This window comes from Streptomyces sp. SID13726 (assembly GCF_010548375.1).
Lineage (GTDB): Bacteria > Actinomycetota > Actinomycetes > Streptomycetales > Streptomycetaceae > Streptomyces.
Genome location: NZ_JAAGLY010000002.1, coordinates 806,294 through 829,387 on the forward strand (window position 1 = coordinate 806,294; position 23,094 = coordinate 829,387).

Below are 23,094 nucleotides of genomic sequence, written 5' to 3' on the forward strand. Positions count from 1 at the left end.
TCGCGCGGCGGCGGTGCGACTACGGCGGTCCCGGCCCGGCCGGGATGTCCCGCGCCCCGCCTAGACATGGCCCCGCGCCGTCCAGATCTCCGGGAACACGGGACGCGCGGCGCGCTTCTCCAGCCAGGCGACCCCGGAGGAGCCGCCGCTGCCCACCTTGGCGCCCATCGCGCGGCGGGTGGCGAGGAGATGGTCGTCGCGCCAGCGCAGGACCAGTTCGGCGATGTCGGTGAGCGCCTCGCCGAGGTCGAGCAGGGGGTCGTTCTGCGGACCGGCGTAGATCTGCCGCCAGACCTCCACGACCTCCGGGTCGGCTTCGTAGGCGGCGGTCACGTCACGGTCGAGGACGTGCTCGGGGACGGGCAGGCCCCGGCGCTGGAGATAGCGCAGTGTCTCGTCGTACAGGGAGGGCTGGTTGAGCAGGTCCTCCAGTTCGGCGTAGGCCGCGGGGTCGGCGCGCTGCGGGTTCATCAGGGAGCGGGACTTGTCGCCGAGGAGGAACTCCAACTGCCGGTATTTCGCGGACTGGAAGCCGGAGGCGGCGCCGAACGCGGCGCGGAAGCCGTTGAACTGGGCCGGGGTCATGCGTGCGATCGGGCGCAGGGAGTCGTTGAGGGCGTGGTGGGCGCTGATGCTGCGGCGCAGGGCGCTCATGGCGCGCTCGTGGTCGTCCTTGACCAGTGCGTCCCGGGCGGCCTGCCACTCGTGGACGACGAGGGTGAACCAGAGTTCCATGACCTGGGTGGTGACCAGGAAGACCATCTCGTGCGGGTCGTCGGTGAGGGGCCGTTGGAGGGAGGACAGCACCGAGGCGTGGACGTAGTCGTCGTAGGGGGTCTTGCCCCGGAAGGTCACCAGCGGGTCGTCCGTCCCCGGGTCGCGGGGCGGTGACGTGGTGTCGGTCATCGGATCTCCTCAGCACATGCGCTGTTCGGCGCGGTGAGATTCGGCGTCTGCTCAGAGGTCGAAGTCCAGCCGGGTCTCGTCGGACTCCGGGCGGGCGCGGCAGGCGAGGGTGTATCCGGCCGCGATCTCCTCGGGCCCCAGCACGTACTGGCGTCCGGTGGTGACGGCTCCGTGGGTGACCTTGGCGCGGCAGCTTCCGCACAGGCCCTCGCGGCAGGAGTAGGGGATGTCGGGGCGGGCCCGCAGCAGGGCGTCCAGCACGACCCGGTCGTGGTCGGCCATGACGGCGACCGCGGTCCGTCCCCCGACGGAGGCGGTGATGCGGGCGGCCCGGGCATGTGGTTCGGGCCGGTCCGGTGCGGGGTCCCGCGGGGCGAGGGAGAAGAGTTCGCAGCGGGTCCGTGCCGGGTCGGCGCCCAGGTCGGCGAGGGCCGTCCGCAGGGAGGTGACCATTTCCCAGGGTCCGCAGAGGTAGAAGTAGGTGTCGTCGCCGGGCTCGGCGCCGGCCGCGCGGAGCAGGCCCGGCAGCTTCGTGGTGTCGACGCGGCCGGAGAGCAGCCGGGCCTCGCGGGTCTCCCGGGTCAGCAGGTACAGGGGGTGGAACCGGCCGACGTGGGCGTCCTTGAGGTCGGCCAGTTCGTCGGCGAGCAGCACCGACCGGGCCGTGCGGTTGACGGAGAGCAGCGACACCCGGCAGCGCGGATCGTCCCGCAGCGCGCTCGCGGCCATGCCGGCCAGCGGGGTGATGCCGCTGCCGGCGGCCACCATCACATGGTGGGCTCCGGGGTGTGCCGCGAGGCCGAAGGCTCCGGTCGGCGGGGTGACGTCGAGTTCGGCGCCGGGGGCCAGCGCGGTCGTGGCGTACGCGGAGAAGCCGCCGGGGCCGAGCCGTCTGATCACCAGACGCAGTGCGGGCGGGCCGTGCAGGGGCGGGCAGATCGAGTAACTGCGGCGGATCTCGGCCCCGTTCAGGATGTGACGGACGGTCACATGCTGGCCGGGCCGGTACGTGAAGGCGTCGGTGAGGCGGCCGGGGAGGTCCAGGGTGACGGCGACGGCGTCCTCGGTGAGCGGCCGTACGGTCGTCACGCGCAGCCGGTGCCATCCGGTGGCCCGGCCGGTGTGGGCCGCCGGGTTCTGCTCGGTGGTCGTCATGGGCGCGGTCACACCGCCTTCAGATGGGGGAAGGACTCCCGGCAGGCGGTGCACACCAGGATTGTCTGGCAGCCGGTGGACCCGAACGGGCCGAGCGGCCGGGTCGCCACGGAACGGCAATGTGGGCAGGGCCGGCCGAGGCCGAGCCGTACCGGCAGGGGTGCTCCGGCGGCGGCCGGGGGCGCGATGCCGTGCTCGGCGAGCTTGCGGCGGCCCGTCCCGGTGATCCAGTCGCTGGTCCACGCGGGCGAGAGCGCCCACGTCACCCGCCCTTCGGGGTGCCCGCACTCTTCGAGTACGGTCCGCAGGTCGGCCTCGATCACCGGGAGCGCGGGACAGCCGAGGTAGGTGGGTGTGACGACGACCTCCACCACCTGGTCCGGTCCTTGCCGCACGGCACGGATCACGCCCAGGTCGGCCAGGGAGATCATGGGCAGTTCCGGGTCCGGTACGGCTTCCACGCGTGCGCGTACCCGGTCGAGGGGTTCGGTCACCAGACACCGCCGGGGTACTGCCTGCGCACGGACTGGAGTTCGGCCAGCAGCGGGGCGAACGCCTCAGTGTGCAGCCCCGAACGTCCGCCGGTGGCCTGCCAGTTCGGCGCCGGGACACTGAGCCCGGCTTCCGTCACGACGTCGGTGACCTCCCGCTGCCAGGCGGTCCTCAGACGGGCGGGGGCGACGGCCGTACCGGCGCTGTCGAGGCGGTCCGTCACCTCGTCCCGCTCGAACAACTCGGCGGCGTACGGCCAGACTTGGTCGAGGCCCGCCTGCATCCGCCGCCGGCTCTCCTCGGTCCCGAGGCCGAGCCGTACGGTCCACTGGGACGCGTGCATGCGGTGGTACTCCGCCTCCTTGACCGCGCGGGCCGCGAAGGCGGCCAGCCCCTCGTCGGCCGAGGCCGCCAGCTCCGTGTAGAGCAGGCACGTGTAGTGGGTGTACGCCAGCTGCCGGGCGACCGTGACGGCGAAGTCGCCGTTGGGCAGCTCCGTCAACAGGGCGTTGCGGAAGGCGCGTTCGGTCCTGCCGTAGGCGAAGTCGTCGTCGCGGCGGCCGGTTCCGTCGGCCCGGCCGCTGAGGTCGAGCAGGGTCCGGGCGTGCCCGAGGAGGTCCAGCGCGATGTTCGACAGCGCCAGGTCCTCCTCGATGGTGGGGGCGTTGGTCACCCAGGCGCACAGCCGCTGGCACAGGATCAGGGCGTCGTCCCCGAGGCGCAGGGCGTAGGCGGCGACGTCGTCGTTCCGCAAAGGGAGGGGGGCGTCGTGGAGTTCACTCGTCATGGTCGGCCCCGTCGTTGAGCGGGACGTACATCTGCGGATAGCGGTAGGGCTTGTCGGCTCCGTTGCTGAAGAAGGGGTCCTTCTCGGCGGGTGAGGAGGCCCGTACCGCCTCGGAGCGGACCACCCAGATCGACACCGGGTCGCCGCGCCGGGTGTAGAGGTCTCTGGCGTTGGCGATGGCCATGTCGGAGTCGGCGCCGTGGACCGAGCCGACGTGCTGGTGGGACAGGCCGCGGCGGGGCCTGACGAACACCTCCCAGGGCGTCTGCGCCCCTGCGCTGTCGCGGCTCATCGCTCCTGCCTCTCCGTCGACCGGTGTGCCGCGTAGGCGTCGGCCGCCGCGCGTACCCAGGCGCCGTCGTCCTGGGCGGCCACGCGGTGCGCGAGCCGCTGCCGGCCGGTCTGCTCGGCGCCGGCCAGGGCCGTGCGGTAGACCTGCCAGTCCACCGGGGTGAAGTCGTGGTGCCCGCGCTCCTCGTTCCAGCGGATCGCCGGGTCGGGCAGGGTCACGCCGAGCCGCCGCGCCTGCGGGACGACGTTGTCGACGAAGCGCTGGCGCAGTTCGTCGTTGGTGTGGCGTTTGATGCCCCAGGCCATCGAGCGGCGGCTGATCGCGGCGCCCAGGGCCGCGGCCCGCGCGTCCCCGCCGCCCGCGACCGTGTCGGGCGGGCCGAACATCAGGGCCACGGCGGGCAGCCACCACCGGTTCACGGCGTCCTGCGCCATCTCGTGCTGCTCCCGCGTGCCCCGGCACAGGGCCGCGAGCAGGTCGTATCCCTGCCGGACGTGGAAGGTCTCCTCCTGGCACACCCGCTGCATGGCCCGGGCGTACGGCCCGTACGAAGTGCGGCACAGCGGGGCCTGGTTGATGACCGCGGCGCCGTCCGTGAGCCAGGCGATCGCCCCGGTGTCGGCCCAGGTGAGCGCGGGGTGGTTGAAGGTGTCCGAGGACCGCTGGTGTCCGCTGTGCAGGGCGTCGAGGAGTTCGGCCCGGGTGACGCCGAGCGTCTCGGCGGCGGCGTAGAGGTACAGGCCGTGTCCCGCCTCGTCCTGCACCTTGGCGAGCAGGACGGCCTTGCGCTGGAGGGAGGGGGCCCGGGTCAGCCAGGCACCTTCCGGCTGCATCCCGATGATCTCCGAGTGCGCGTGCTGGGCGATCTGACGGATCATCATCCGCCGGTAGCCGTCGGGCAGCCAGTCCCTCGGTTCGATGCCCTCACCGGCCGCGAGGAGCGCCTCGAAGTACTCCTCGCGGTGCTTGCCGTCGTCCGCGGCGGCGGCCGTAGGACCTGCCTCGGTGGTCACCTGGAACCTCCCCTCCTCCGCTGTGTCCGGCCCGGACTCCTGCGCAAGGGCCTCACCACGAAAGGAGTGGGCGCACGGCGGGTGCAATCCCTCGCCCGCCGGCTCGGCGGCGTGAGCAACACCACAGGGGTGGCAGGGATTGCGGGCGCCTTCCCCGACCTCCTTCCCGATCCGAGAGACCGCTGTGCGTCGTGAAAGGTGGACGGGAATGAGCACCATACGTGAGCTACTCACCGAACTGACCGGGACGTCGGAGTACGCCGAGAAACTCGCCGACGACACCGATCTGGCGGGCAGCGGCATCGACTCGGGGGACCTCGTCCGGCTGATCCTGCTCGTCGAGCAGCGCACGGGCGTGGAGATCACCGCCCAGGACATGGAGCAGCTGGCCACGATCGGGGACTACGAGCGGTTCCTCGCCGACCGGGCCGGGGCCGCCCCGCGGCAGGGCAGTGCCTGATGTGGCTGACCCAGCTGCTGGAGCGCAACCGCCAGTGCTTCCCGGACCGCAAAGCCCTGGTGGACTCGCGTCGTTCGGTCACCTGGGCCGAGTTCCACGACCGGGTGGCCCGGCTCGCCCAGGGGCTCCACGAACGCGGCATCCGGGGCGGCGACCGTGTGGCGGTCCTCTCCCTTGACCGGATCGAGGTGCTGGAGACGTACTTCGCGCTGGCCCGTCTCGGCGCGCTGTTCGTCCCGCTCAACCACAGCCTCACCCCGGCCGAGGTGACCGGGATCGTGGAGCGCTGCGACCCGGTGGCCGTGATCGGTGAGACGGCCCTGCTGGACCGGCATCCGGGCCTGCCGGTGCCGATCCGGCTGCCGCTGGACGACGCGGAGTTCGCCGCGCTGTGCGAGACGGACGGCCCCGAGGCCCCCGCCATGACACTGCCGTCCGTGCCGGACGACGCCCCGGCGGCGATCCTGCACACCTCGGCGACCACCGGCCGGGCCAAGGGGGTCGTCGTCGACCACGCCTCGTTCCGGGCCATCGCGCTCGGCTGGCTCGTGCTGGCGCGGCCCACGGACGACATCGTGCTGGTCAACTGCTGTCCTCTGTACCACGGCAGCATGGTGGTCTCCCTCACCTACCTGGCCGCGGGCGCCACCGTGGTCCTGATGCCGGGCTTCCAGCCGCAGCGGGCGCTCGCCGCGATCGAGGACAACCGGGCCACCCATGTCTGGCTGGTACCGCAGATGATCCGCTTCCTCACCCAGGCGAAGTCGCTGGGGAGCACGGATCTGTCGAGTCTGCGCGAGGTGCTCTACGGCGCCGCGCCGATGCCGCCCGAGGTGTACGCGGAGGCCGTCGAACGGCTCGGCTGCGGCTTCCGGCAGGTCTACGGGATGACCGAGGTGGGCGGCCCGTTCGTCACCCTCGGCCCGGACGAACACCCCGCGCCGGGCACCACCGACGTGATCCCGGCCGGCCGGGTGATCCCCGGCATGTCGGTCAAGGCCCTGGACCCCAAGGACCAGGAGGTGGCCCCTGGTGTCATCGGGGAGATCTGCGCGCGCGGCCCCGGTGTGATGCACGGCTACTGGAACGACGACCAGGCCACCGCCGAGATCACCACCGACGGCTGGACCCGCACCGGCGACCTCGGCTTCATCGACGGCGACGGCCGGGTGCACCTGGTCGACCGGCACAAGGACCTGATCATCCGGGCGGGCCAGAACGTCTACCCCCGGGAGATCGAACAGGCCCTGCGCACCCACCCCGCCGTGCACGACGCCGCCGTGGTCGGGGTGCCGGACGCGGACTACGGCGAGGTCCCGCTGGCCTTCGTGGTCGCCGAGGACGGGACCACCCCGGAGTCGGTCCTGGCCCATCTGGCCGGCGTCCTCGCCACGTACAAGCGCCCCCGCCACATCCGCTTCATCGAGGAGGTGCCCCGCAACCCGGCAGGCAAGATCCTCAAGAGGTCACTGCCCGTCTGACCCTCGCGGCCACCCGGACCCGCGTGCCCCGGTCCGGGTGGCCCGGCACAGCCGCTGTCCGTGCCGCCCGCCAGGCTGACCCGGGCAGTTGGCTCGCCCTGTCCGCCGGACAGGGAACAGGGTCTGGGAAGCGACGGCCAGTAGGTGTCCCGTACGGCTTCGCCCGTACGACCGGGACGTGCCCGTGAGTCCGACGACCTGCCCAGTGTCCGCGCGCGGACATCCTGGTGACCTCGTGGGCGGGTCGGCATACCCACCAGACGGACCAACCGTGCCTTCCCCGCGCGGAGTTGTGGCCGTCCGGTCCGTCACCCCTTCGCGCTCTCGTGCCGTCGCCGGGATCTCAGGGATTCGTCTCGCGAAGGAGGCCGTGGCCGCCGAACTGCGCCGCGCCGACTGGCAGTCGCCGGCCGCAGCCTGTGTCCACGAAGTGCCCACCGGCGACTTCTCCCCCTACGACCACGTCCTCGACACCACCGTCATGGTCGGCGCGATCCCGGAACGTCACCGGGCCGCCGTCGACGCGGACGCCCTGGACGGCTACTTCACCCTCGCGTGCCCCGGCCTCACGCACACCCCGGTCCGCGCGTGCACGAAAATGTGCGGTACCGGGTCCACCGACCGCCGCAGGAGGCCTTTCCCGTGACCAGCCGTGTCGTCCTCGTCTCGCCCGCCATGAGCCGGTCCCTGCGGCAGGCCCGGTTCGACGACGGCGGCTCGATCGAGGAGGCCGGGGCGGCGCGGGCGCGGGCGGCGGCCGGGTCGTTGCCGGCCGCCGCCCGGGTCGTCACCTCGGCGAGCGTGCGCTGTCGTGAGACGGCGGCGGCGCTCGGTCTCGACGGCGAGGACGCGCCGGGGCTGGCTCCGCTGGACGTGGGCCGTTGGCGGGGCCTGACCCTGGACGAGGTCGGCGCGGCCGAACCGGAGGCGCTGGCCCACTGGCTCACCGACCCGGCGTCCACGCCGCACGGCGGGGAGTCGGTGGAGGGGTTCTGCGACCGGGTCGCGCGCTGGCTGGAGACCGCCGGGGAGAGGGACGAGCGCACGCTCGCCGTGGTCGAGCCGGAGGTGGTGCGCGGGATCGTGGTCCGCGCGTTGGGTCTGCCCACTGCGGCCTTCTGGCGACTGGACGTGCCTCCGCTGACGGCGACGGAGCTCAGCGGGCGGGCCGGGCGCTGGAATCTGGGGCTGGGGCGGCCGCTGGGCGGGACGCCGTGAGAGCCGTGACTGCTGGAGACCGGGGCCTGGAGGTGTCAGGAGAACGCGAGAGGGCCCTCGGATGGTTCCGAGGGCCCTGTCACGTGCATATCAGTTGGAGGCGACCGCTGTCCGGCCCGCGGCGGCGGCCTTGGCGGGCCGGGGGTTGAGGACCCGGTCGGCCAACTCACCGAAGGCCAGGCCGAATCCGGTCCACAGGGTGATCTGGATGGCCAGCGCGGAGAGCCGGAAACGCCACAGCACGGTCGCCGGGAAGTCGCCCGGCACCTCGTTGATCACCGGCAGGAACTCGTAGGCGAGCCCGATCACGACGGCGAACGCGGCGACCGCGACGACGGTCGCCCACCAGGTGCCGAGCCGCGGCGCGAGCCGCTGGCCCAGAATGGTGGCGCCGATCGCGAGGAGCACGCTGAGGACCATCATCAGGAAGTACAGGGTGGTCCGCTTGCCGATGGTGTCGGGGTCGCCGACGGCGGGCGGGTTGGCCGGGTACTTCAGGAACGGCACGACGTACACGGCGAGCAGCGCGCAGCCGGACAGCAGCAGCGCGGTGGCCCGCGGGCTGAAGCGGCCCACCCGGCCGAGCGCGAAGCAGAAGGCGAGGGCGGCGATGCCGCCGAAGGCGACGCCGTAGATCAGGACACCGGTGGCGAGGCCCGCGGTGGACTGGAGGGAGCGGGAGACGAGTTCGACCTCGTGCTCGTGGGCCGGGGCGTGGGCCTCCTCGAAGGAGATCGCCTTGTCGACGTTGGGTTCACCGAGGACGTAGGCGACGACGAGGGCGAGCACACCGGCGACGAGGCCGGCGAGCATGCCCCGTACGAGAAGGTTGCGCACGGTTGCGGAGTTCATGGCTGTGCTGGTTTCCCCTCGGGTCAGTGGCAGGGGAAGCCGAGCAGGTGGCGGGCGTCGTGCACCCACTCGTGGACGTCCTCGCCGGAGACGACGGAGGTGGCGCCCTGCTCGGCGCCGACGAAGTAGAGCAGGACCAGCATCAGGATGCCGAAGAAGACCGCCCACGGGACGATCGCACCGATCGGCAGCTTCGCGGGAAGAACGGGGGCATCGGCGGTCGGCGGGGCGACATGCTGCGCCATGTGGCAGGGCCTCCTCTGGGAGTTCGCGTCCCATCTCGGTGGTGCACATGACGACGGCTACGGGTCTGACTCGCCCCCCGGTGAAGGGGTGGCACACAGTGGCGCGACCGTTCCGGATTCTCACCGGCTTCCGTCCTGCCGTCGTCGATATCGGAGCGACGATACCCCTGGTCCGGTACATGACCAATACCGATCCGAGGCTGGGGAGTCCGGCTTTACCCAACGCTTACCTCCGGCGGAAACGGGGCAGTTGCTCGGGCTCGCTCCGGGGTTCGGGAGCACGGCGCACAGCGCGAGTGCCGGGTGCGGCAGTCGCCGTAGGACAGGGTCAAGGGCGGGGTGTGGTGTGGGTGGGGGCGTGCAGAGGTGCGGGGTGGAGAGGGGCGTGGGCGTTGCGTGGGGCCGCTCGGAGGCGCACTCGGCCGACGGGCGCACTTCGTGGGGGCGTGCACGCGTCGTCACCGGGGTGGATGCGCCTTCCTGACAACTGGTGTGACCTGCACAGTCGTAGAAGTCCGCAGGGCCGCTGGACCCCACCGAAAGGACGGCCTCATGAGCAGCGTCACCGGGCGCGAGGCGCCTGCCTACGACGACGGCAGCACCCCCACCACACCCACGGACGGCGCGCAGCCGGACATGGACCGCCTCGCGGCGCGGATCTGGCCCGGAGCAGAACGCCTGCGTGACCACCTGGCCGGCCAAGTCGACGAGGACGGCCTGGTCAGGGACCAATGCGGCAGCCGTGTGCTGGAGTCGGCGTTGCTGCTGTCCTTGTTACGCAAGACGCGTTCCTTACCCGGCGTCCAGGACGGTCTCGCGGGTTATCTGCGCGACGCCCGCCTGGACGGTCCCATGGACACCATGATCGTCGGAGCGGTCATGGGCCACTCCGGACAGCAGGACCGGGAAGCAGTCCATCTCGATGAGTTCCGGCACTACACGGGGTCCCGCAAACGCCTCCTGCTCAGGACACTGCTGTCCCTGACGGGTGCCGTACCCCTCGACACGAACACCGACGCGCGCACCCTCCGCTACCGGGGATACGCGGCATGGACCGAGCTGTCCCTGTGCGCCGTCAAGATCCTCCATGGCCATGCACACGGCGGGCGCGCTGCCGTGCGCACCGCAGACCAGGACTACCTGGCCGGCAGACTCGAGTCCGCCGGCCCCGATCAGGTCTGGGAGGGTAACGCGCTCGCGCACCTGATCGCCCTGCACGCCCTGCACACCTGCCGGCCGGACAGTCCCCTCCTGCATCACGGCATCGCCGCCCTGTGCCGGATCCGCAACGGCGACGGCGGCCTGCCCTTCGTCTCCGGCCAGGACATCTTCGCGACCGCCCTGGCCGGCAAGGCGCTCACCGCAGCCCAGGCCCCGCAGTCACTCCTGATCCGGATGGGTGACCGGATCTCCGGCCTGCAACAGCGCGACGGTGGCTGGGCATTCACCGAGGCCGCCTCCCAGACCGACGTCGACGACACCGCGGTCTGCGTCGAATTCCTGCGCGTCACGGACACGGCCCGCTACCGGCACGTGCTCGCCCGGGCGGAGGAGTACCTGGCCGCGATGGCCGACCCCCGTGGAGGTTTTCCCACCTACCTGCGCGGCGATCAGCCCGAGGCCGATGTGACCGCCGGAGCCGTCACGGCCCTGTCCGCCTCCTGGCGGGATCACGCCCCGCTCCTGGACCGGTGCGTCGAGTTCCTCCTCTCAGCTCAGCGGGACGACGGCACCTTCGAGAACAGTTGGACTCGCAGCAGGTCCAGCGCGGTCCACCGAGTTCTGGACGCCCTTGGCCCGGCACCCCCGGCCCCCGCGGACCGGAGCGCCCGCATCGCTCGTGCCGTGTCGGCGAGCACCGGACTCCTTGCCAAGTCCCAGAACGCGGACGGTGGTTGGGGCTACCAGCCGGGCAAGGACAGCGACGTCATATCCACCGCACACGCCCTGCCGGTCATCGCCCGCACCGGCGACCACCACACCCTTCGACGTGGACTGCACTACCTCCTCGCCCGCCAGAACGCCGACGGCGGCTACACGTCGGTCCCCGACCAAGTCGGCCCGCGCCCCCTGCCGTTCGACTATCCGGTGCTGGCCGACATCCATGTGCTCAACGCCCTCACGCAACTCAAGGACGTCCTGCGCACCCCGGCCACCGCGCCGGATGCGCATGCCCCGCGATCCGAAGCCTTCTGACCGCCAGGACGGAGCAGAGCTGTGACACCGCGCCGGGCAGCCGCGGCCCTTGTGGTGCCGCCGCTGTCGTTCCCGTTCCCCGCCCGGCTGCACCCGGACGCGGACGCTCTCGAACAGCGCACCCTGGACTGGATGCGGCAGCACCGTCTGACCGAGGGCGCCGAGGACGAGGACTTCCGCCGTCCGCAGAAGCTGGGCAGGGTCGGCGCCTGGCTGTGCCCGGACGGGTCCTTCGAGCGGACTCTTCTGGTCAGCCACCTCGCGGTGTGCACGACTCTGATGGACGACCGGGTCACCGATCCGGCTGCCCGCGCCGGTGACCTGGCCGGGCTCGCCGGGGACTGGCTCGCCTTCGACCGGGTCCTGACCGACCCGCGCGCCGAGCCGCAGTTCGACGGTGTGGCACAGCGGGCGGTGCGCGATCTGTGGCTGCGGCTGCGTGAGGTGGCGACTCCTGGACAGATCGCCCGGCTGCACCAGGCGTTCCTGGTCTCCTTCCTCGGTCTCACCGCCGACGCCGCTCACGTGGCCGCGGGCCGGCCCCCGACCTACGAGGAGTACCGGTTCATCCGCCATGCCACCAGCACCTTCTCGATCTTCGTGGTGCTGCTGGAGGTCGGCAACGGTTTCGAACTGCCGCTGCCCGTCGCCCAGGACCCCGACGTCGCGGCCCTGACCATCCTCGCCATCCAGACGTTCGCCACCGCCCACGAGATCGTCACCTGCCCCAGAGACGTCCGCCTCGGCGACGCATGCAACCTGGCCGTCATCCTGGCGCGGGAGAACGACACCACGGTCCAGGAAGGCATGGAACTCGCCGCCGCCGAACTGCGCCGGCTCACCGAACGCTTCCTCGTCCTGGCGGATCGTCTGCGCACGCGGAACCTGACGGCCGTTCAGCAGTACACCGCCGCCCTCAAGGACATGATCGCCGGGGTTCTCGGCTGGCTCGCCGAGACCGAGAAATACGCTCCGTCCAACCCGGACCCCATCATCGCGCCCTGTGTCCGGCCCGGGGGCGTGCCTGCCGATGTCCGGTCCAGGGGCACGCCTGCCGACACACATCACCACCCGAGTCAGCCCTGAGGAGACAACGGCATGGTCGACGGCGCTTTCCTGTCCTCCCGCGAGGCCGACGGCCGCGATCCGCGGCTACGGCTGTGGTGTCCGATCCCGGCGGAGCACAACCCCCTGGGCCCCGAGGTCGAGGAGGGGACAGCGGCATGGATTCGCCGCCACAGGCTGGACGTCGAGACACCGGATCAGGACCGGCTGGCCCTGTCGGTGTGGATCTGCCGGTGCACGGCGTTGCTCTGCCCGGACGCTCCGCTGGAACAGCTCCAGATCGCCGCGGAGTTCAACGTCTGGGTGAACGCGATGGACGACCACGTCGACCTGCCCGGCGGTGCCCGGGACGCCGCGAAGGCCACCGTGCGGCTGGCCCAGTTGGTTCGGCCCGCCGAGGCGCCCGAGTCGGCGCCACTGGACGGCTCGCCTCTGGGCGCGGCCCTGGCGGACGTCGCCGTACGGCTGTCCCGGTGCGCGACGTCCGCGCAGCTGGCCCGGTTCGCGGAACGGTTCCGCCATGGGATGTTCTGCTGGGCCTGGCAGCGCTCGCTGCTGGAGGACGGCGAGGAACATGATCTGAACGAATACGCGACCCTGCGGCTGGGTGCCACGTTCGTTCCGGTCTATGCGGCGCTGTGCGAGATCGTGCACGGCTACCGCCTTGACGGAGGGGAACTGGCCACACCGCCGGTACGAGCACTCACGGAAATGACCAGTTGGCTGATCGGCCTGCACAACGACGTCCATTCGTGGGCCAAGGAGGAGGCCAGTGACTCGCCCGACATCAACGCGGTCACGGTGCTGGCCCGCGAGACCGACGGCGACCTCGACGAGGCACTGACCCGTGCGCTGGCCCTGAGCAACCAGGTCATGGCGCTTTTCGTACGGCTGAGGGATCACACCCGGGCGCAGGCTTCGGACGCACTGCGGCTCCATCTACGCGACTTGGGGCGCCTGATCGCGGGAGCCCTGGAGTACCACCTGCGCATGCCGCACTACCGGCGCGGGCTGAAACCCGGGCATCGGGAGCTGCTGGATCGGATCTGGGTCGACACCGGCCCCGCGGATGTCGACCCCGGGCCACCGCCCGCGCTTGCCTCGATCGCCTGGTGGTGGCAGCAACTACCGGAGGCGTCCCCGTGCAGTTCGCGCTCACAGCCCCTCGACGGCCGAGAGGAGTCGCCGTAGCGCCTCGTCGACCGTCGAGCGGGGGCAGCCCAGGTTCACCCGCATGTAGCCATGGCCCTCGGCCCCGAACTTCGGGCCCTTGTCGAACCAGAGGCGGGCCCGGGTGAGCAGGAACCGGTCCAGGGTCTCGGCGTCCATCCCGAGGCCCCGGCAGTCCATCCAGGCCAGGTAGAGGGAGGCGGCCGGCAGGACTCGTAGCTTCGGGGTGGCGGTGTTGACCGAGTGTGCGAAGTGCTCGTGGTTGGCGCGGAGGTAGGTGAGCAGGTCCTCCAGCCAGGGCTCGCCGTGGGTGTAGGCGGCTTCGGCGGCGACCATGCCGAGGATGTTGACGACGGGGAAGACGTTGCGCTCGTACTGGCGGGCCAGTTCCTCGCGCAGCCCTCGGTCGGGGACGAAGACGTTGGCGCTCTGGAGGCCGGGGAGGTTGAAGGTCTTGCTGGGTGCCGTACAGGTGATGCTGTTGCGTGCGAACTCCTCGCCGAGGGAGGCGAAGGGGAGGTGTTTGCGGCCGGGGTCGAGGACGAGGTCCTGGTGGATCTCGTCGGAGACGACGAGGACGCCGTGGCGGGCGCATATCTCGCCCATGGTTCTCAGTTCGTCCTCGGTCCAGACGTTCCCGGTGGGGTTGTGCGGGTGGCTGAGGATGAACAGTTTCGTGTCGGGGCGGATGGCGGCCTCGAAGGTACGGGCGTCGAAGCGGTAGCCGTCGTCGGTCCGTTCCAGCGGGGCGTACGCGAGCCGGCGGCCGTTGAGCAGGACGTCCTCGTGGAAGTGCACGTACACGGGCGGCTGGATCAGGACGGAGTCGCCGGGCGCGGAGAAGGCCTGCACCACGGTCTTGAGGGTGGTGATGATGCCCGCGGTCTGGAGCACCCACTCCGGTGGCACCTCCCAGCCGAAGCGCCGGGCCTGCCAGCCGGTCACGGCGTCGAGATAGCTGTCGGTCGCACCGCCGGGATAGCCGAAGACGCCGTGGTCGACGGCCCGGTGGAGCGCGTCGATCACGGCCTCGGGGGCTCTGAAGTCGGTGTCGGCGACCCACATCGGCAACGGGTCCGCCGCGATCTCGTCGGCGGCCAGGAACTGGTCGGCCCTGGCCCACTTCATGGAGTTGGAGTTCTTGCGGTCCACGACGGTGTCGAAGACGGATTTCGCACGGTCGGATGCCATGTTCGGATGCTAACCACGGTCGATCGTCCCGTCGCGGACGAGGCACGCCGTGACGAAGCACGCCGTGGCGAGGTACGCCGTGACGAAGCACGCCGTGGCGAAGAGCGCCTTGGCAAAGAGCACCTTGGCAAAGAGCACCGCGCACCCCCGCCGCCGCCCCGACTCCGCCCCTACCCGACCCGGGTCAGTCCGACGTCTGCACCGGCCCCTCCGTAACCCTCCGCAGCAGCGGCTTGCTCCCGGCGATGGCGGCGAGCATGGCCATCGCACCGACGACCAGGCACAGCACCAACTGCACGGCGCCGGACGTGTTGATCGTGGTGCCGGCCTCCTTGTTGAGCTGGACCGCGCCGAAGACGCCCATCGCGGTGGTGCCGCCCGCCAGGACGGCCAGCGGGATCACGGTCTCGCGGATGCGGGCCCGGTCCAGCACCTTCAGCGGGGTGCCGGACAGTCGCAGCAGGCCGTAGACCCGGCGTCGGTCGAGGACGTTCGCCGCGGCGGTGAGGCCCGCGGAGGCGGCCGCGACGAGGAAGCTCAGGACGAGGGTGGCGGTGCTGACGGTGGCGATGCGGGCGGTGGACGTGTCGTCGATGGCGGAGACGTACTCCTGGGTGACGGGGTAGCGGCCCGAGCCGAGGGGTGTCAGCGCGGTGACGGCGGTGTCGACGCCTTCCTGTCCGCCGGAGACCTGGGCGGTGACCCCGGGGACTCCGCCGAGCAGGCTGTCGTACTCGTCCTCGCTCGTGACGGTGACGGTGGCCGTGACACCGGCCCGGTGCAGGGCGGTTCGGGCCTCGGCGGCGGTGTGCCGTGCGTCGGCGGCGTTCGCGGTGATCACGGCGACCTGGCCGTGGTGGCTGGGCCCGTCGAGGCCGAGGCTGCTGACGGAGAAGAACCCGGCGACGAACCCGGCCAGCACCAGCCCGCTGACGGTGCGCCAGGCGCCGCGCGGGTCGTCGCTGAGCCGGCGCGCGGCCAGCAGGGTGGCGGGACGCTTGGCACGGCGGGCCACGATCCGGCCCAGCCGGTCCACGACCCACGGGCCGAACAGCCAGAACGCGCCGTAGAAGAGGGCCAGCAGGGCGAGGAGTTGGCGGGTCTTGAGCTGGCCGCCGTCGCCCGTGGACATCCAGATGTAGAGCAGGACGGCGACGAACAGCACGAGCCGGATCGCGCGGGTGCGGCGCGGATCGGACTGCTGGGCGACGCCCAGGGGCGAGGTGACCACCTGGCGCAGCATGGTCACCGCGCTCACCGTGATCAGCGCGGTGACGGTGAGCACCACACCCGCGAGCCACAGCGGTCCCACCCACAACTGGCCGGTGTACCAGGCTCCGATGCCGTACGGCAGCTGGGCGAGCGCGGGCAGCAGGGCCGTGTAGGCGAGCGCGCCCGCCAGGGCTCCGGCCGCGCCGACCCCGGCCGCCTCGACGGCGGTCATGGCGAGGATCTGGCGCGGGGTAGCACCGGCCAGCCGCAGCGCGGCGAGCCGCTGTTCGCGCCGGGCCGCGCCGAGCCGTCCGGCGGCCGCGGCCAGTACGACGACCGGCATGACGAGGAGCACCACGCCGAGCAGGACGCTTCCCTGGTCGAGGGCGGTGAAGGCGCTCGCCTTGGTCCCGGTGAACCCGGCGACCGTCGCGCGTGCCGTCACCCTCTCGTCGTAGTAGTTCTGCTCCCCCGCGCTCTTGGAGACCGCCGCGTCGCCGGGCGCCCGTCCGACCACCGCGACCAGTTCGTCGGGGGAGGCGAGACCTGCGGCGCCGATCGTGCCGTAGGACGACACCTTCGGGAAGCGGTCGGCGAGTTGGCCGGCCGGGAACCTGTGCAGCAGTTCGGCGAGGGCGGGCGAGACGTACACCTCGCCCGGCTCGGGGAAGGCGCTCAGGCCGGGCGGGGCCGGGGTGGGCTCGCGGCCGGCGAGCTGGGCCAGGTTGACGACGGTGACGGGGTCCTGTCGTACGTACGTGGTGGTCGTGGTCTGGACGGCGGTCGCCTTGTCGGCCGCTACGGCGTCGGGGGTGCGCCAGGTGGTGTGGTCGGCGCGGGTGCCGGAGCCGAGGGCGGCGGCGATCATCACCAGCAGCAGGAACGAGCCGACGGCCGCGGCACCGGCCGCCAGCAGCTGGGACTGGAGGCCTCGGCGGCCGGAGGATCTGGCGAGGTGCCAGGTCAGGGGCAGGACGGGGGAACGCATGACGGCCTCTCCAGCGGGCTCAGGCGACGGTGTACTGGCTGTGGCCGCTGATCCGGCCGTCACGGACGTGCAGGACCCGGTCGCAGTGGGCGGCGACGTCGGCGTCGTGGGTGACCATCACCAGGGAGGCGCCCGTGTCCCGGGTCGCGGAGGTCAGGAGCCGGATCACCTCCGTGCTGGTGGCCTGGTCCAGGGCGCCGGTGGGTTCGTCGGCGAATACGACGTCCGGTTCCACGGCCAGGGCGCGGGCAATCGCCACCCGCTGGGCCTGGCCGCCGGAGAGCTGGCCGGGGCGGCGGTGCTCCAGTCCGTCGAGGCCGAGCGGCGCGAACCAGCGGCGGGCGCGGGCGACGGCGTCCTTGCGGGGCATGCCCTCCAGCATCAGCGGCAGGGCTACGTTCTCCTCGGCCGGCAGCTCAGGCAGCAGCTGGCCCGACTGGAAGACGAACCCGAACCGCTTGCGGCGCAGTGCGCTGAGCCGGTTCTCGCCCAGCTTGTCGATCCGCTCGCCGCGCAGCAGCACCTGGCCGCCGTCGGGGCGGACGATCCCGGCGAGGGTGTGCAGCAGCGTGGACTTGCCCGAGCCGGAGGGGCCCATGATGGCCAGCGAGTCGCGCTCGCCGACCTCGACGTCCACCCCGGCCAGGGCGGTGGTGGCGCCGTACTTCTTCACGAGGCCGTGGCCGGCCAGAACAGTGCTCATCATGATCTCTCTCAGCGCTCGAACTTCCAGGTGACGCTCTTGTCGTCGGCCTTGGTCACGCGGACGGGGATGCGGACGGTGTCGCCGTCGCTCTTCTTGCCGGTGCAGGTGAGGGTGGCTCCGGCCACGGCCTTGAGACCGGTCGGGCAGCTGACCGCGGAGAGCTTGTCGCCGACCCAGGGCAGCGGGTGGTACCTGCTCTGGGTGCGGCCCTCGACGATGTTCGCCGCGAGCGCCTTGTGGCCGTCGACCGAGGCGGTGCTGTACCTGTCCAGGCCGCTGGTCGACTCGGTGCCGGCGAGCAGATAGGTGCCGAGGCCGCCCAGCGCGACCACGGCGGTCGCGCCGCCGACCGCGCCGACGAGGAACTTGCTGCGCTGCATCGCGTACTCCTGGTGTCCGTGGTGAGGGTGCGGGCTCCACCCTCGCCCGGGCACGGGGGCGCGCACCTCGGCCGAACGGCTCGTAGCGCGGCCCTGGCCCCTCGGCCATTCGGCCGATCCCGCCGCACGGCCTCTGCCCTACGGTGATCCGCATGAGGTCTGTTACCGCGCAGGGCTGTGCCCGCGGCTTCGGGGTCGGTCTCCTGCTCGCCGCGGGCGTCGTCGACGTGCTGTACGCGGGAGCCGACGGCACGAGCGTGCTGCCGACGGCGGACCCGGTGTGGCCGACGCTGGCCCTGATGATCGTCGGGCAGACCGCCGTGCTGTGGCCGGTGGGACGGCGCCCCGAGTGGCTCACACCGCAGCTGCGCACGGCCGCCCCCGCGGTCCTCTCCCTGCTCATCACGGTCGGTTCGCTGCTGATCCACGGGGCGGTCGTGCTCGGCCCGGGCGAGGTCATCGTCCTGCTGTGCCTGCTGTTCATCGCGGTACGGCACTGTCCGCCGCGCTGGGCCATGGTGTGCGGGGTCCTCGACGCGGTCGCGCTCCTCCTCACACCGATGCGCGGCGACGTCTCACTGGAGGAGGACGTGCTGGGCCTTGAGGTGGTCGGCCTGCTGCTGATCGGCCTCGTCGCCGGACTCGCGGGCTATCTGCGCTCGCTGGACTACCGCCGTACCGTCGCCGTCAGCGAGACCCGCCGCAGCGAACGCCTGGCCATCGCCGCCGACCTGCACGACTTCGTCGCCCACCACGTGACCGGCATCCTCGTGCAGACCCAGGTGGCCCGCATGATGGCCACCGGCCAGCCGGGCGAACTCGACCCCGTCCTGGCCGGCATCGAACGCGCCGCCACCGAAGCCCTCGCCTCGATGCGCCGCACGGTAGGCGTACTGCGCCACACCGGGCCCGACGCCTCCGACAACCGCCCGGTCGGAGACCTCGCGGGCATCACCGAACTCATCGACGGCTTCGCGCTCCCCGGCCAGCAGGCCGTCCTGCACCGCGACCCGGCCGTCTCCGACGCCCTCCCCCACGAGATCCAGGCCGCCGCGTTCCGGGTGGTCCAGGAGGCCCTGACCAACATCCGCCGCCACGCGGCCGACGCCACCCACATCGACGTCCGCCTCCAGAACGACACTGGCCGCCTCAAGGTCTCCATCGCCGACGACGGCCGCGGCGGCACCCAACTCCCCGCAGCGGCCCACGGCGGCGGCTTCGGCCTGGTCGGCCTGAAGGAACGGGTCACGGCGTTGGGAGGCGAACTCGATGCCGGGCCGTTGGGTGGGGCGGGGTGGGAGGTTCGGGCGGTGTTTCCGGGGCGGAGGGGGTGAGGGTGGGGGGTGGGTGCCGTCTGCCCTTAGCCCGGGACCGGACCACCCGGCCGGTGCAGGGCGATGATCGCGGCGTCCTGCCACTCGTCGAAAGGAACGTCCGGTGCCGATGTCAGCGACCGCAGCCGTCACCCGCACCTGGTACGACCTCATCGCGGTCGGTCAGCGGCTCCTGACATCAGGCGTACAGGGCGCCCGATGTGGCCCGGTCGGGTACAGGGAGGCCTCCTGGTCGGTCATGGGGGCGCCGGCGAGGGGACAGATCCGGTCGGCGAAGGCGGGGACGTCGGTCTGCCAGGGCTGTACACGGCCGGAGGTGGTGGCGAGGACGGTGGTGCCGTCGAAGGCGAAACCGGCGGCGCCCAGGGGGCCGTGGAGCCGGGCGGTCAGCCGGGGACGGCGGTCATCCGCGGTGAGGGACCACAGGCGTACGGGGTCGCTGGCCGCACCTGTCGAGGTGATCAGGCTGTGGCTGTCCGGGGTGAAGTCGACAGCGGCGAGGGTGGCGGTGTGACCGCTGAGCGAGGCGAGGGTGCGGGGGTGCTCCGGGTCGCCGATGTCCCACAGGCGGGTGCGGCGGTCGGGGCCTCCGGCGGCGAGCAGCCGGCCGTCGTCGCTCACGGCGAGGCTCGTGGTCTGGACGGCGTCGGGCAATGCCGTGATACGCCGGGCCGGGTGACCCGCGGCGACCGTCCACAGTTCTACCCCGGCGTCGTACGTGCCGACGGCGAGCGTGTCGCTGTGCGGGAGGAAGCGCAGGTTCATCACGTCACCGAAGCGGCCATCGCCGAGATCCTGCACCTGGCGTGGGGCGTCGGGGTCGCTGATGTCCCAGACGACGAGGTTGCCGCCGTTGCCTCCGGTGACCAGGAGGCGGCCGTTCTCGCTGAACGCGGCGCAGTTGACGCTGCTACGGCCGTTGGACGTCACCTGGCCCCGCAGGCGGGGTGCGCGGGGATCGGCGATGTCCCAGAGGCAGATGGGGGTCTGGGGGTTCTTCCCCTTGCCGAGGCCGTAGGCGGTCAAGGCCAGCAGGCGGGAGTCGGGGCTGAAGGTCGCACTCTGGATGGCGCGTCCCCGGCAGCGGGTTCGGGAGAGCAGTACGGGGTCGGCGGGGCGGGACAGGTCCCAGACGCCGGCGATGTGGTCCGCGCCGGCGGTGGCGCCGAGTCTGCGGTCGGCGCTGAGCCGAAACCTGCCGATGGCGCCGTGGTGTCCGGCGAGCCGGGGCAGCCGCGTCCACAGATGGACGCCGCTGTCGGCGGTGCCGACAGCGAGGGATCTGTTGTCCGGGCCGAAGGCCACGGCGACCACCCGCCCGGTCTGGGGCAGAGACAGGGCTTGCCCTCCTCGGGCGAGGTCGAGGAGGCGCGCCTCGGAGTCGAGGGTGCCGACGGCGAGGGTCCTGCCGTCGGGACTGAGAGCGAGGTCGGTCACCGCGTTGGGCAGATCGAGGAGGGTACGGCTGCGGAGCGCCCGGCCGTCGGTGTCCAGATCGACGGCCCGGATGGAGCGCATCAGGTCGTACCGGGCGTAGAGCAGGGTGCGTCCGTCGGCGCTGAGCGTCACGGGGTTGAAGACGACGCCCACGTCGGACACGGTCGCGGTGTTGACGGGGGGCCGACGGCCGCTGATCGTCCATACCTTGGTGGTTCCGTCCCCGCCGGACGTGGCCAGGGTCCTGCCGTCTTGGCTGAGTACCAGGTCGTTCACCGCGCTGGCGTGCCCTCTGTGACCCCGCCACCGCGCGAGCCGAACCGGGTGCCCAGGCCTGGTCAGGTCCCACAGCGCGAGCCGACCCGAGGTGTCGCCGGTGACCAGAGTATGGCCGGTGCCGCCGAACGCGAGGGCCGAGACGTCGGTGATCCCGTCGGGCAGCACGCCCAGGGGGACCGGGTGTTCGGGGTCGTGCGCGTTCCACAGCCGGACCGGTCCGTGCTCCGTCGCGACCGCGAGGAGGTGACGCCGGTCGAGGGCGATCCCGGTCACCGCTCTGCCGGTGCCCTGGAGAAGGTGTGGGGGTGCAGTGCTCCGATCGGCGGCGGTTGTCCAGAGGTTCACCGCGCCCTGATGGGTGCCTGAGGCGACGATGGTGCCGTCGGGGCTCATGGCCGCCGCCCGCGCGGCCCACTGTCCCGCGAGGAAGCGCGTCGAGTGAGGGACCGCGGAGGAGCTGAGCACGGCACTGCGCGCCGCTTCCGTGTTCTGCGCGCGGAAGGCCGCCAGCCCCAGGAGCAGGGCGAGGGCCGGGTCGGTGGTCCGAACCAGGTCCGCATGGGCCGCGAGTCCACCGGACAGGGCTTCGTCACGCTGCTGCGCGGCCTCGCGCCCCTTCAGGACAGCCAGCAGGGTGGCCGTGAGCGCGACCACGACGATGAAAGCGAGCGCGCCCACCAGCCGGCGAAGCCGTCGGACGCCGCGTTGCTGGTACCGGCGGGCGGTGCGCAGGAAGTCGGCCTCGCCCTGGCTCAGCCGGCCGGGGTGACCGGTGGCCCACTCCTCGGCGGCGGTGAGGCGGGCGCCCCGGTAGAGGAGGCCGTCGTCGCGGCCCTCCGCTGACCAGGCCGCGGCGTCGTCGGCCAGCCGTTGGCGAAGGCGGAGTACGACCCGGTCGGCGTCGATCCAGCCGCGCAGCCTGGGCCAGGCGCGCAGCAGGGCCTCGTGGCTGATCTCGACGTGTTCGGTGTCCGCGGTCAGCAGCCGGGCCGAGGTGAATCTCTCCACCACCGCCACTGCGGCGGGTTCGGCCGCCGGAGCGATGCTCTGGCGGGCGACCCTGCGCCGGGTGTCGTCCGCGCCCTCCCCCACGCGCACCAGGCTCAGCAGCACTCGCCGGGCGATCAGCCGCTCGTCGGCCGTGAGCTGACCGTAGGCCCGTTCGGCGGTGGCGGCGACGGCGCCCCGGATACCGCCGGTGCGCTCGTAGCCGGCCAGGGTGAGCACGCCGTCGGTTCGCCGCTGCCAGGTCGCCCGCAGCGCGTGGGAGAGCAGCGGCAGCACACCCGCACCACAGGCGAGGTCGCCGTCGCCGCCCGCACCGAGGTCGCGCAGAAGGATCTCGGTCAGTCCCGGTTCCAGGGCCAGCCCGGCCGTCGCGGCCGGTTCGGTGATCGCCGTGCGCAGTTCGGCGGCCGTCATCGGGCCCAGCGGCATGGATCGGACCCGAAGTGCGGTGAGGAGGCCGGGGTGGGCCAGGGCGTGCCCGTAGAAGTCGGCCCGCATCCCGACGGCCACGGGCAGACCGTCCGCGGCCAGACGGCACAGTTCGTCGATGAACGCGGTGCGCTCCTCCGTGTCGGCACACAGGGTGAACACCTCCTCGAACTGGTCGACGACGACCAGGGCGTAGCTGTCCAGAGCCCGGACGGCGGCGTGCCGGTCCAGCTCGGCCAACGGGTGAGCGGTGGGCGTGAGGTACAGCACCGCCGGGGCTCCACAGGAGCGGGCGGGCAGTGCGCCGTGTACTACGGCGGGCACCAGACCGGCCTGCAGAAGGGACGACTTGCCCACACCGGAGGCGCCCAGCACGATCACCGGGTGACCCTCGGTGGCCCTGTCGGTGTCGCCCAGCAGTCCGAGCAACTCGGCCAGAGGCCGGTCCCGACCGTGGAACCAGCGGGCGTCCTCGGTACGAAAGGACACCAGCCCCGGGTACGGGCACTCCGTGGGCCCGGGTACCGCCGCGAGGGCCAGCAGCTCACCCCCGGCGTCCAGCACTTGGTCGCAGGCTCGGGCGAACTTCTCGCTGGGACGCTTCTCCTCGTTCTCGACCCGGCTGATGTGACTGCGGCTGTAGTGGATCAGTACCGCCAGCCGGGTGAGCGACAGTCCCGCCAGGCCACGACGGCGGCGCAGTGCGGCACCGAAGCTCTCCGCGCCGGCCGCGCCCGTACCGGCCGATTCGCCGCCGTGCTCGTCGTCCATCTGCGACACCACCCTCCCCGGCGGTCC

General features: G+C 72.2%; 21 protein-coding genes, 1 pseudogene and 1 riboswitch. Of the genes and pseudogenes, 8 read left to right on the forward strand and 14 right to left on the reverse strand.

Going from position 1 to position 23,094, the window contains the following annotated elements:
- Positions 1 to 60: 60 nt before the first annotated feature.
- From G3I78_RS07370 to paaA, 6 genes are read right to left on the reverse strand one after another with little or no spacing between them, the layout of a single operon-like run.
- Entirely contained in the window at positions 61 to 906 is an 846-nt protein-coding gene (locus tag G3I78_RS07370; RefSeq protein WP_164421973.1) for a tryptophan 2,3-dioxygenase family protein, read from the reverse strand.
- A gap of 51 nt (positions 907 to 957) precedes the next feature.
- Positions 958 to 2,061, reverse strand: coding sequence for a 2Fe-2S iron-sulfur cluster-binding protein (locus G3I78_RS07375; RefSeq protein WP_164421974.1), 1,104 nt, complete (start codon positions 2,059 to 2,061; stop codon positions 958 to 960).
- An 8-nt stretch (positions 2,062 to 2,069) separates the two neighbouring features.
- On the reverse strand, positions 2,070 to 2,555 hold the full coding sequence (paaD, locus tag G3I78_RS07380; RefSeq protein ID WP_343243668.1) for a 1,2-phenylacetyl-CoA epoxidase subunit PaaD: 486 nt from the start codon (positions 2,553 to 2,555) through the stop codon (positions 2,070 to 2,072).
- A complete protein-coding gene (gene paaC / locus G3I78_RS07385) occupies positions 2,552 to 3,340 on the reverse strand; it encodes a 1,2-phenylacetyl-CoA epoxidase subunit PaaC (protein ID WP_164421975.1) in 789 nt (262 codons plus the stop codon). Before paaC ends, paaD begins: the two co-directional genes overlap by 4 nt.
- Positions 3,330 to 3,632 (reverse strand): 1,2-phenylacetyl-CoA epoxidase subunit PaaB, encoded by a 303-nt coding sequence (paaB, locus tag G3I78_RS07390; protein ID WP_164421976.1) that lies wholly within the window; start codon positions 3,630 to 3,632, stop codon positions 3,330 to 3,332. The genes paaC and paaB overlap by 11 nt, the downstream gene beginning before the upstream one ends.
- The gene (paaA, locus tag G3I78_RS07395) at positions 3,629 to 4,645 is read right to left on the reverse strand and encodes a 1,2-phenylacetyl-CoA epoxidase subunit PaaA (RefSeq protein WP_164421977.1); all 1,017 of its coding nucleotides are present in this window, start codon (positions 4,643 to 4,645) and stop codon (positions 3,629 to 3,631) included. Before paaA ends, paaB begins: the two co-directional genes overlap by 4 nt.
- A 208-nt stretch (positions 4,646 to 4,853) precedes the next feature.
- Between paaA and G3I78_RS07400 the strand changes: the two genes are divergently transcribed.
- The 4 genes and pseudogenes from G3I78_RS07400 (at position 4,854) to G3I78_RS07415 (ending at position 7,804) form a co-directional block, all read left to right on the forward strand.
- Positions 4,854 to 5,105, forward strand: a complete 252-nt coding sequence (locus G3I78_RS07400; RefSeq protein ID WP_164421978.1) for an acyl carrier protein — start codon at positions 4,854 to 4,856, stop codon at positions 5,103 to 5,105.
- Entirely contained in the window at positions 5,105 to 6,586 is a 1,482-nt protein-coding gene (locus G3I78_RS07405; protein ID WP_164421979.1) for an AMP-binding protein, read from the forward strand. Before G3I78_RS07400 ends, G3I78_RS07405 begins: the two co-directional genes overlap by 1 nt.
- A 352-nt stretch (positions 6,587 to 6,938) precedes the next feature.
- Positions 6,939 to 7,142 (forward strand): annotated as a pseudogene (locus tag G3I78_RS53125) (hypothetical protein); the annotation flags it as partial.
- A gap of 86 nt (positions 7,143 to 7,228) precedes the next feature.
- Positions 7,229 to 7,804, forward strand: a complete 576-nt coding sequence (locus G3I78_RS07415) for a histidine phosphatase family protein (RefSeq protein ID WP_164421980.1) — start codon at positions 7,229 to 7,231, stop codon at positions 7,802 to 7,804.
- A gap of 90 nt (positions 7,805 to 7,894) precedes the next feature.
- Here G3I78_RS07415 and G3I78_RS07420 read toward each other — a convergent pair whose 3' ends face one another.
- Together G3I78_RS07420 and G3I78_RS07425 are read right to left on the reverse strand one after the other, a co-directional pair.
- On the reverse strand, positions 7,895 to 8,656 hold the full coding sequence (locus G3I78_RS07420; protein WP_164421981.1) for a CbtA family protein: 762 nt from the start codon (positions 8,654 to 8,656) through the stop codon (positions 7,895 to 7,897).
- A gap of 23 nt (positions 8,657 to 8,679) precedes the next feature.
- Positions 8,680 to 8,901, reverse strand: a complete 222-nt coding sequence (locus G3I78_RS07425) for a CbtB-domain containing protein (RefSeq protein ID WP_164421982.1) — start codon at positions 8,899 to 8,901, stop codon at positions 8,680 to 8,682.
- 40 nt (positions 8,902 to 8,941) lie between these two features.
- A riboswitch (cobalamin riboswitch) is annotated at positions 8,942 to 9,083 on the reverse strand.
- Between the two features lie 370 nt (positions 9,084 to 9,453).
- Between G3I78_RS07425 and G3I78_RS07430 the strand changes: the two genes are divergently transcribed.
- The 3 genes from G3I78_RS07430 to G3I78_RS07440 are packed head-to-tail and all read left to right on the forward strand — an operon-like array spanning position 9,454 to position 13,353.
- Positions 9,454 to 11,097, forward strand: a complete 1,644-nt coding sequence (locus G3I78_RS07430; RefSeq protein ID WP_164421983.1) for a prenyltransferase/squalene oxidase repeat-containing protein — start codon at positions 9,454 to 9,456, stop codon at positions 11,095 to 11,097.
- 21 nt (positions 11,098 to 11,118) lie between these two features.
- A complete protein-coding gene (locus tag G3I78_RS07435; RefSeq protein WP_164421984.1) occupies positions 11,119 to 12,183 on the forward strand; it encodes a hypothetical protein in 1,065 nt (354 codons plus the stop codon).
- A gap of 12 nt (positions 12,184 to 12,195) precedes the next feature.
- A complete protein-coding gene (locus G3I78_RS07440) occupies positions 12,196 to 13,353 on the forward strand; it encodes a hypothetical protein (protein WP_164421985.1) in 1,158 nt (385 codons plus the stop codon).
- Here G3I78_RS07440 and G3I78_RS07445 read toward each other — a convergent pair.
- The 5 genes from G3I78_RS07445 to G3I78_RS07460 are packed head-to-tail and all read right to left on the reverse strand — an operon-like array spanning position 13,318 to position 17,809.
- Positions 13,318 to 14,523 (reverse strand): MalY/PatB family protein, encoded by a 1,206-nt coding sequence (locus G3I78_RS07445; RefSeq protein ID WP_164421986.1) that lies wholly within the window; start codon positions 14,521 to 14,523, stop codon positions 13,318 to 13,320. The genes G3I78_RS07440 and G3I78_RS07445 overlap by 36 nt on opposite strands.
- Positions 14,524 to 14,532: 9 nt before the next feature.
- Positions 14,533 to 14,661, reverse strand: a complete 129-nt coding sequence (locus G3I78_RS52785) for a hypothetical protein (protein WP_275424789.1) — start codon at positions 14,659 to 14,661, stop codon at positions 14,533 to 14,535.
- Positions 14,662 to 14,707: 46 nt separating this feature from the next.
- Entirely contained in the window at positions 14,708 to 16,723 is a 2,016-nt protein-coding gene (locus tag G3I78_RS07450) for an FtsX-like permease family protein (RefSeq protein ID WP_164421987.1), read from the reverse strand.
- Between the two features lie 19 nt (positions 16,724 to 16,742).
- Entirely contained in the window at positions 16,743 to 17,426 is a 684-nt protein-coding gene (locus tag G3I78_RS07455) for an ABC transporter ATP-binding protein (RefSeq protein WP_164421988.1), read from the reverse strand.
- A gap of 11 nt (positions 17,427 to 17,437) precedes the next feature.
- Positions 17,438 to 17,809 carry a DUF4333 domain-containing protein gene (locus G3I78_RS07460; RefSeq protein ID WP_164421989.1) on the reverse strand — a complete coding sequence of 124 codons (372 nt, stop codon included), beginning with the start codon at positions 17,807 to 17,809 and terminating at the stop codon, positions 17,438 to 17,440.
- Between the two features lie 152 nt (positions 17,810 to 17,961).
- On the opposite strand from G3I78_RS07460, the gene G3I78_RS07465 reads away from it, so the two are divergent.
- Positions 17,962 to 19,143 carry a sensor histidine kinase gene (locus G3I78_RS07465; protein WP_164421990.1) on the forward strand — a complete coding sequence of 394 codons (1,182 nt, stop codon included), beginning with the start codon at positions 17,962 to 17,964 and terminating at the stop codon, positions 19,141 to 19,143.
- Positions 19,144 to 19,305: 162 nt separating this feature from the next.
- On the opposite strand, the gene G3I78_RS07470 is transcribed toward G3I78_RS07465, so the two are convergent.
- Positions 19,306 to 23,067 (reverse strand): helix-turn-helix domain-containing protein, encoded by a 3,762-nt coding sequence (locus G3I78_RS07470; RefSeq protein ID WP_164421991.1) that lies wholly within the window; start codon positions 23,065 to 23,067, stop codon positions 19,306 to 19,308.
- Between the last annotated feature and the right edge of the window lie 27 nt (positions 23,068 to 23,094).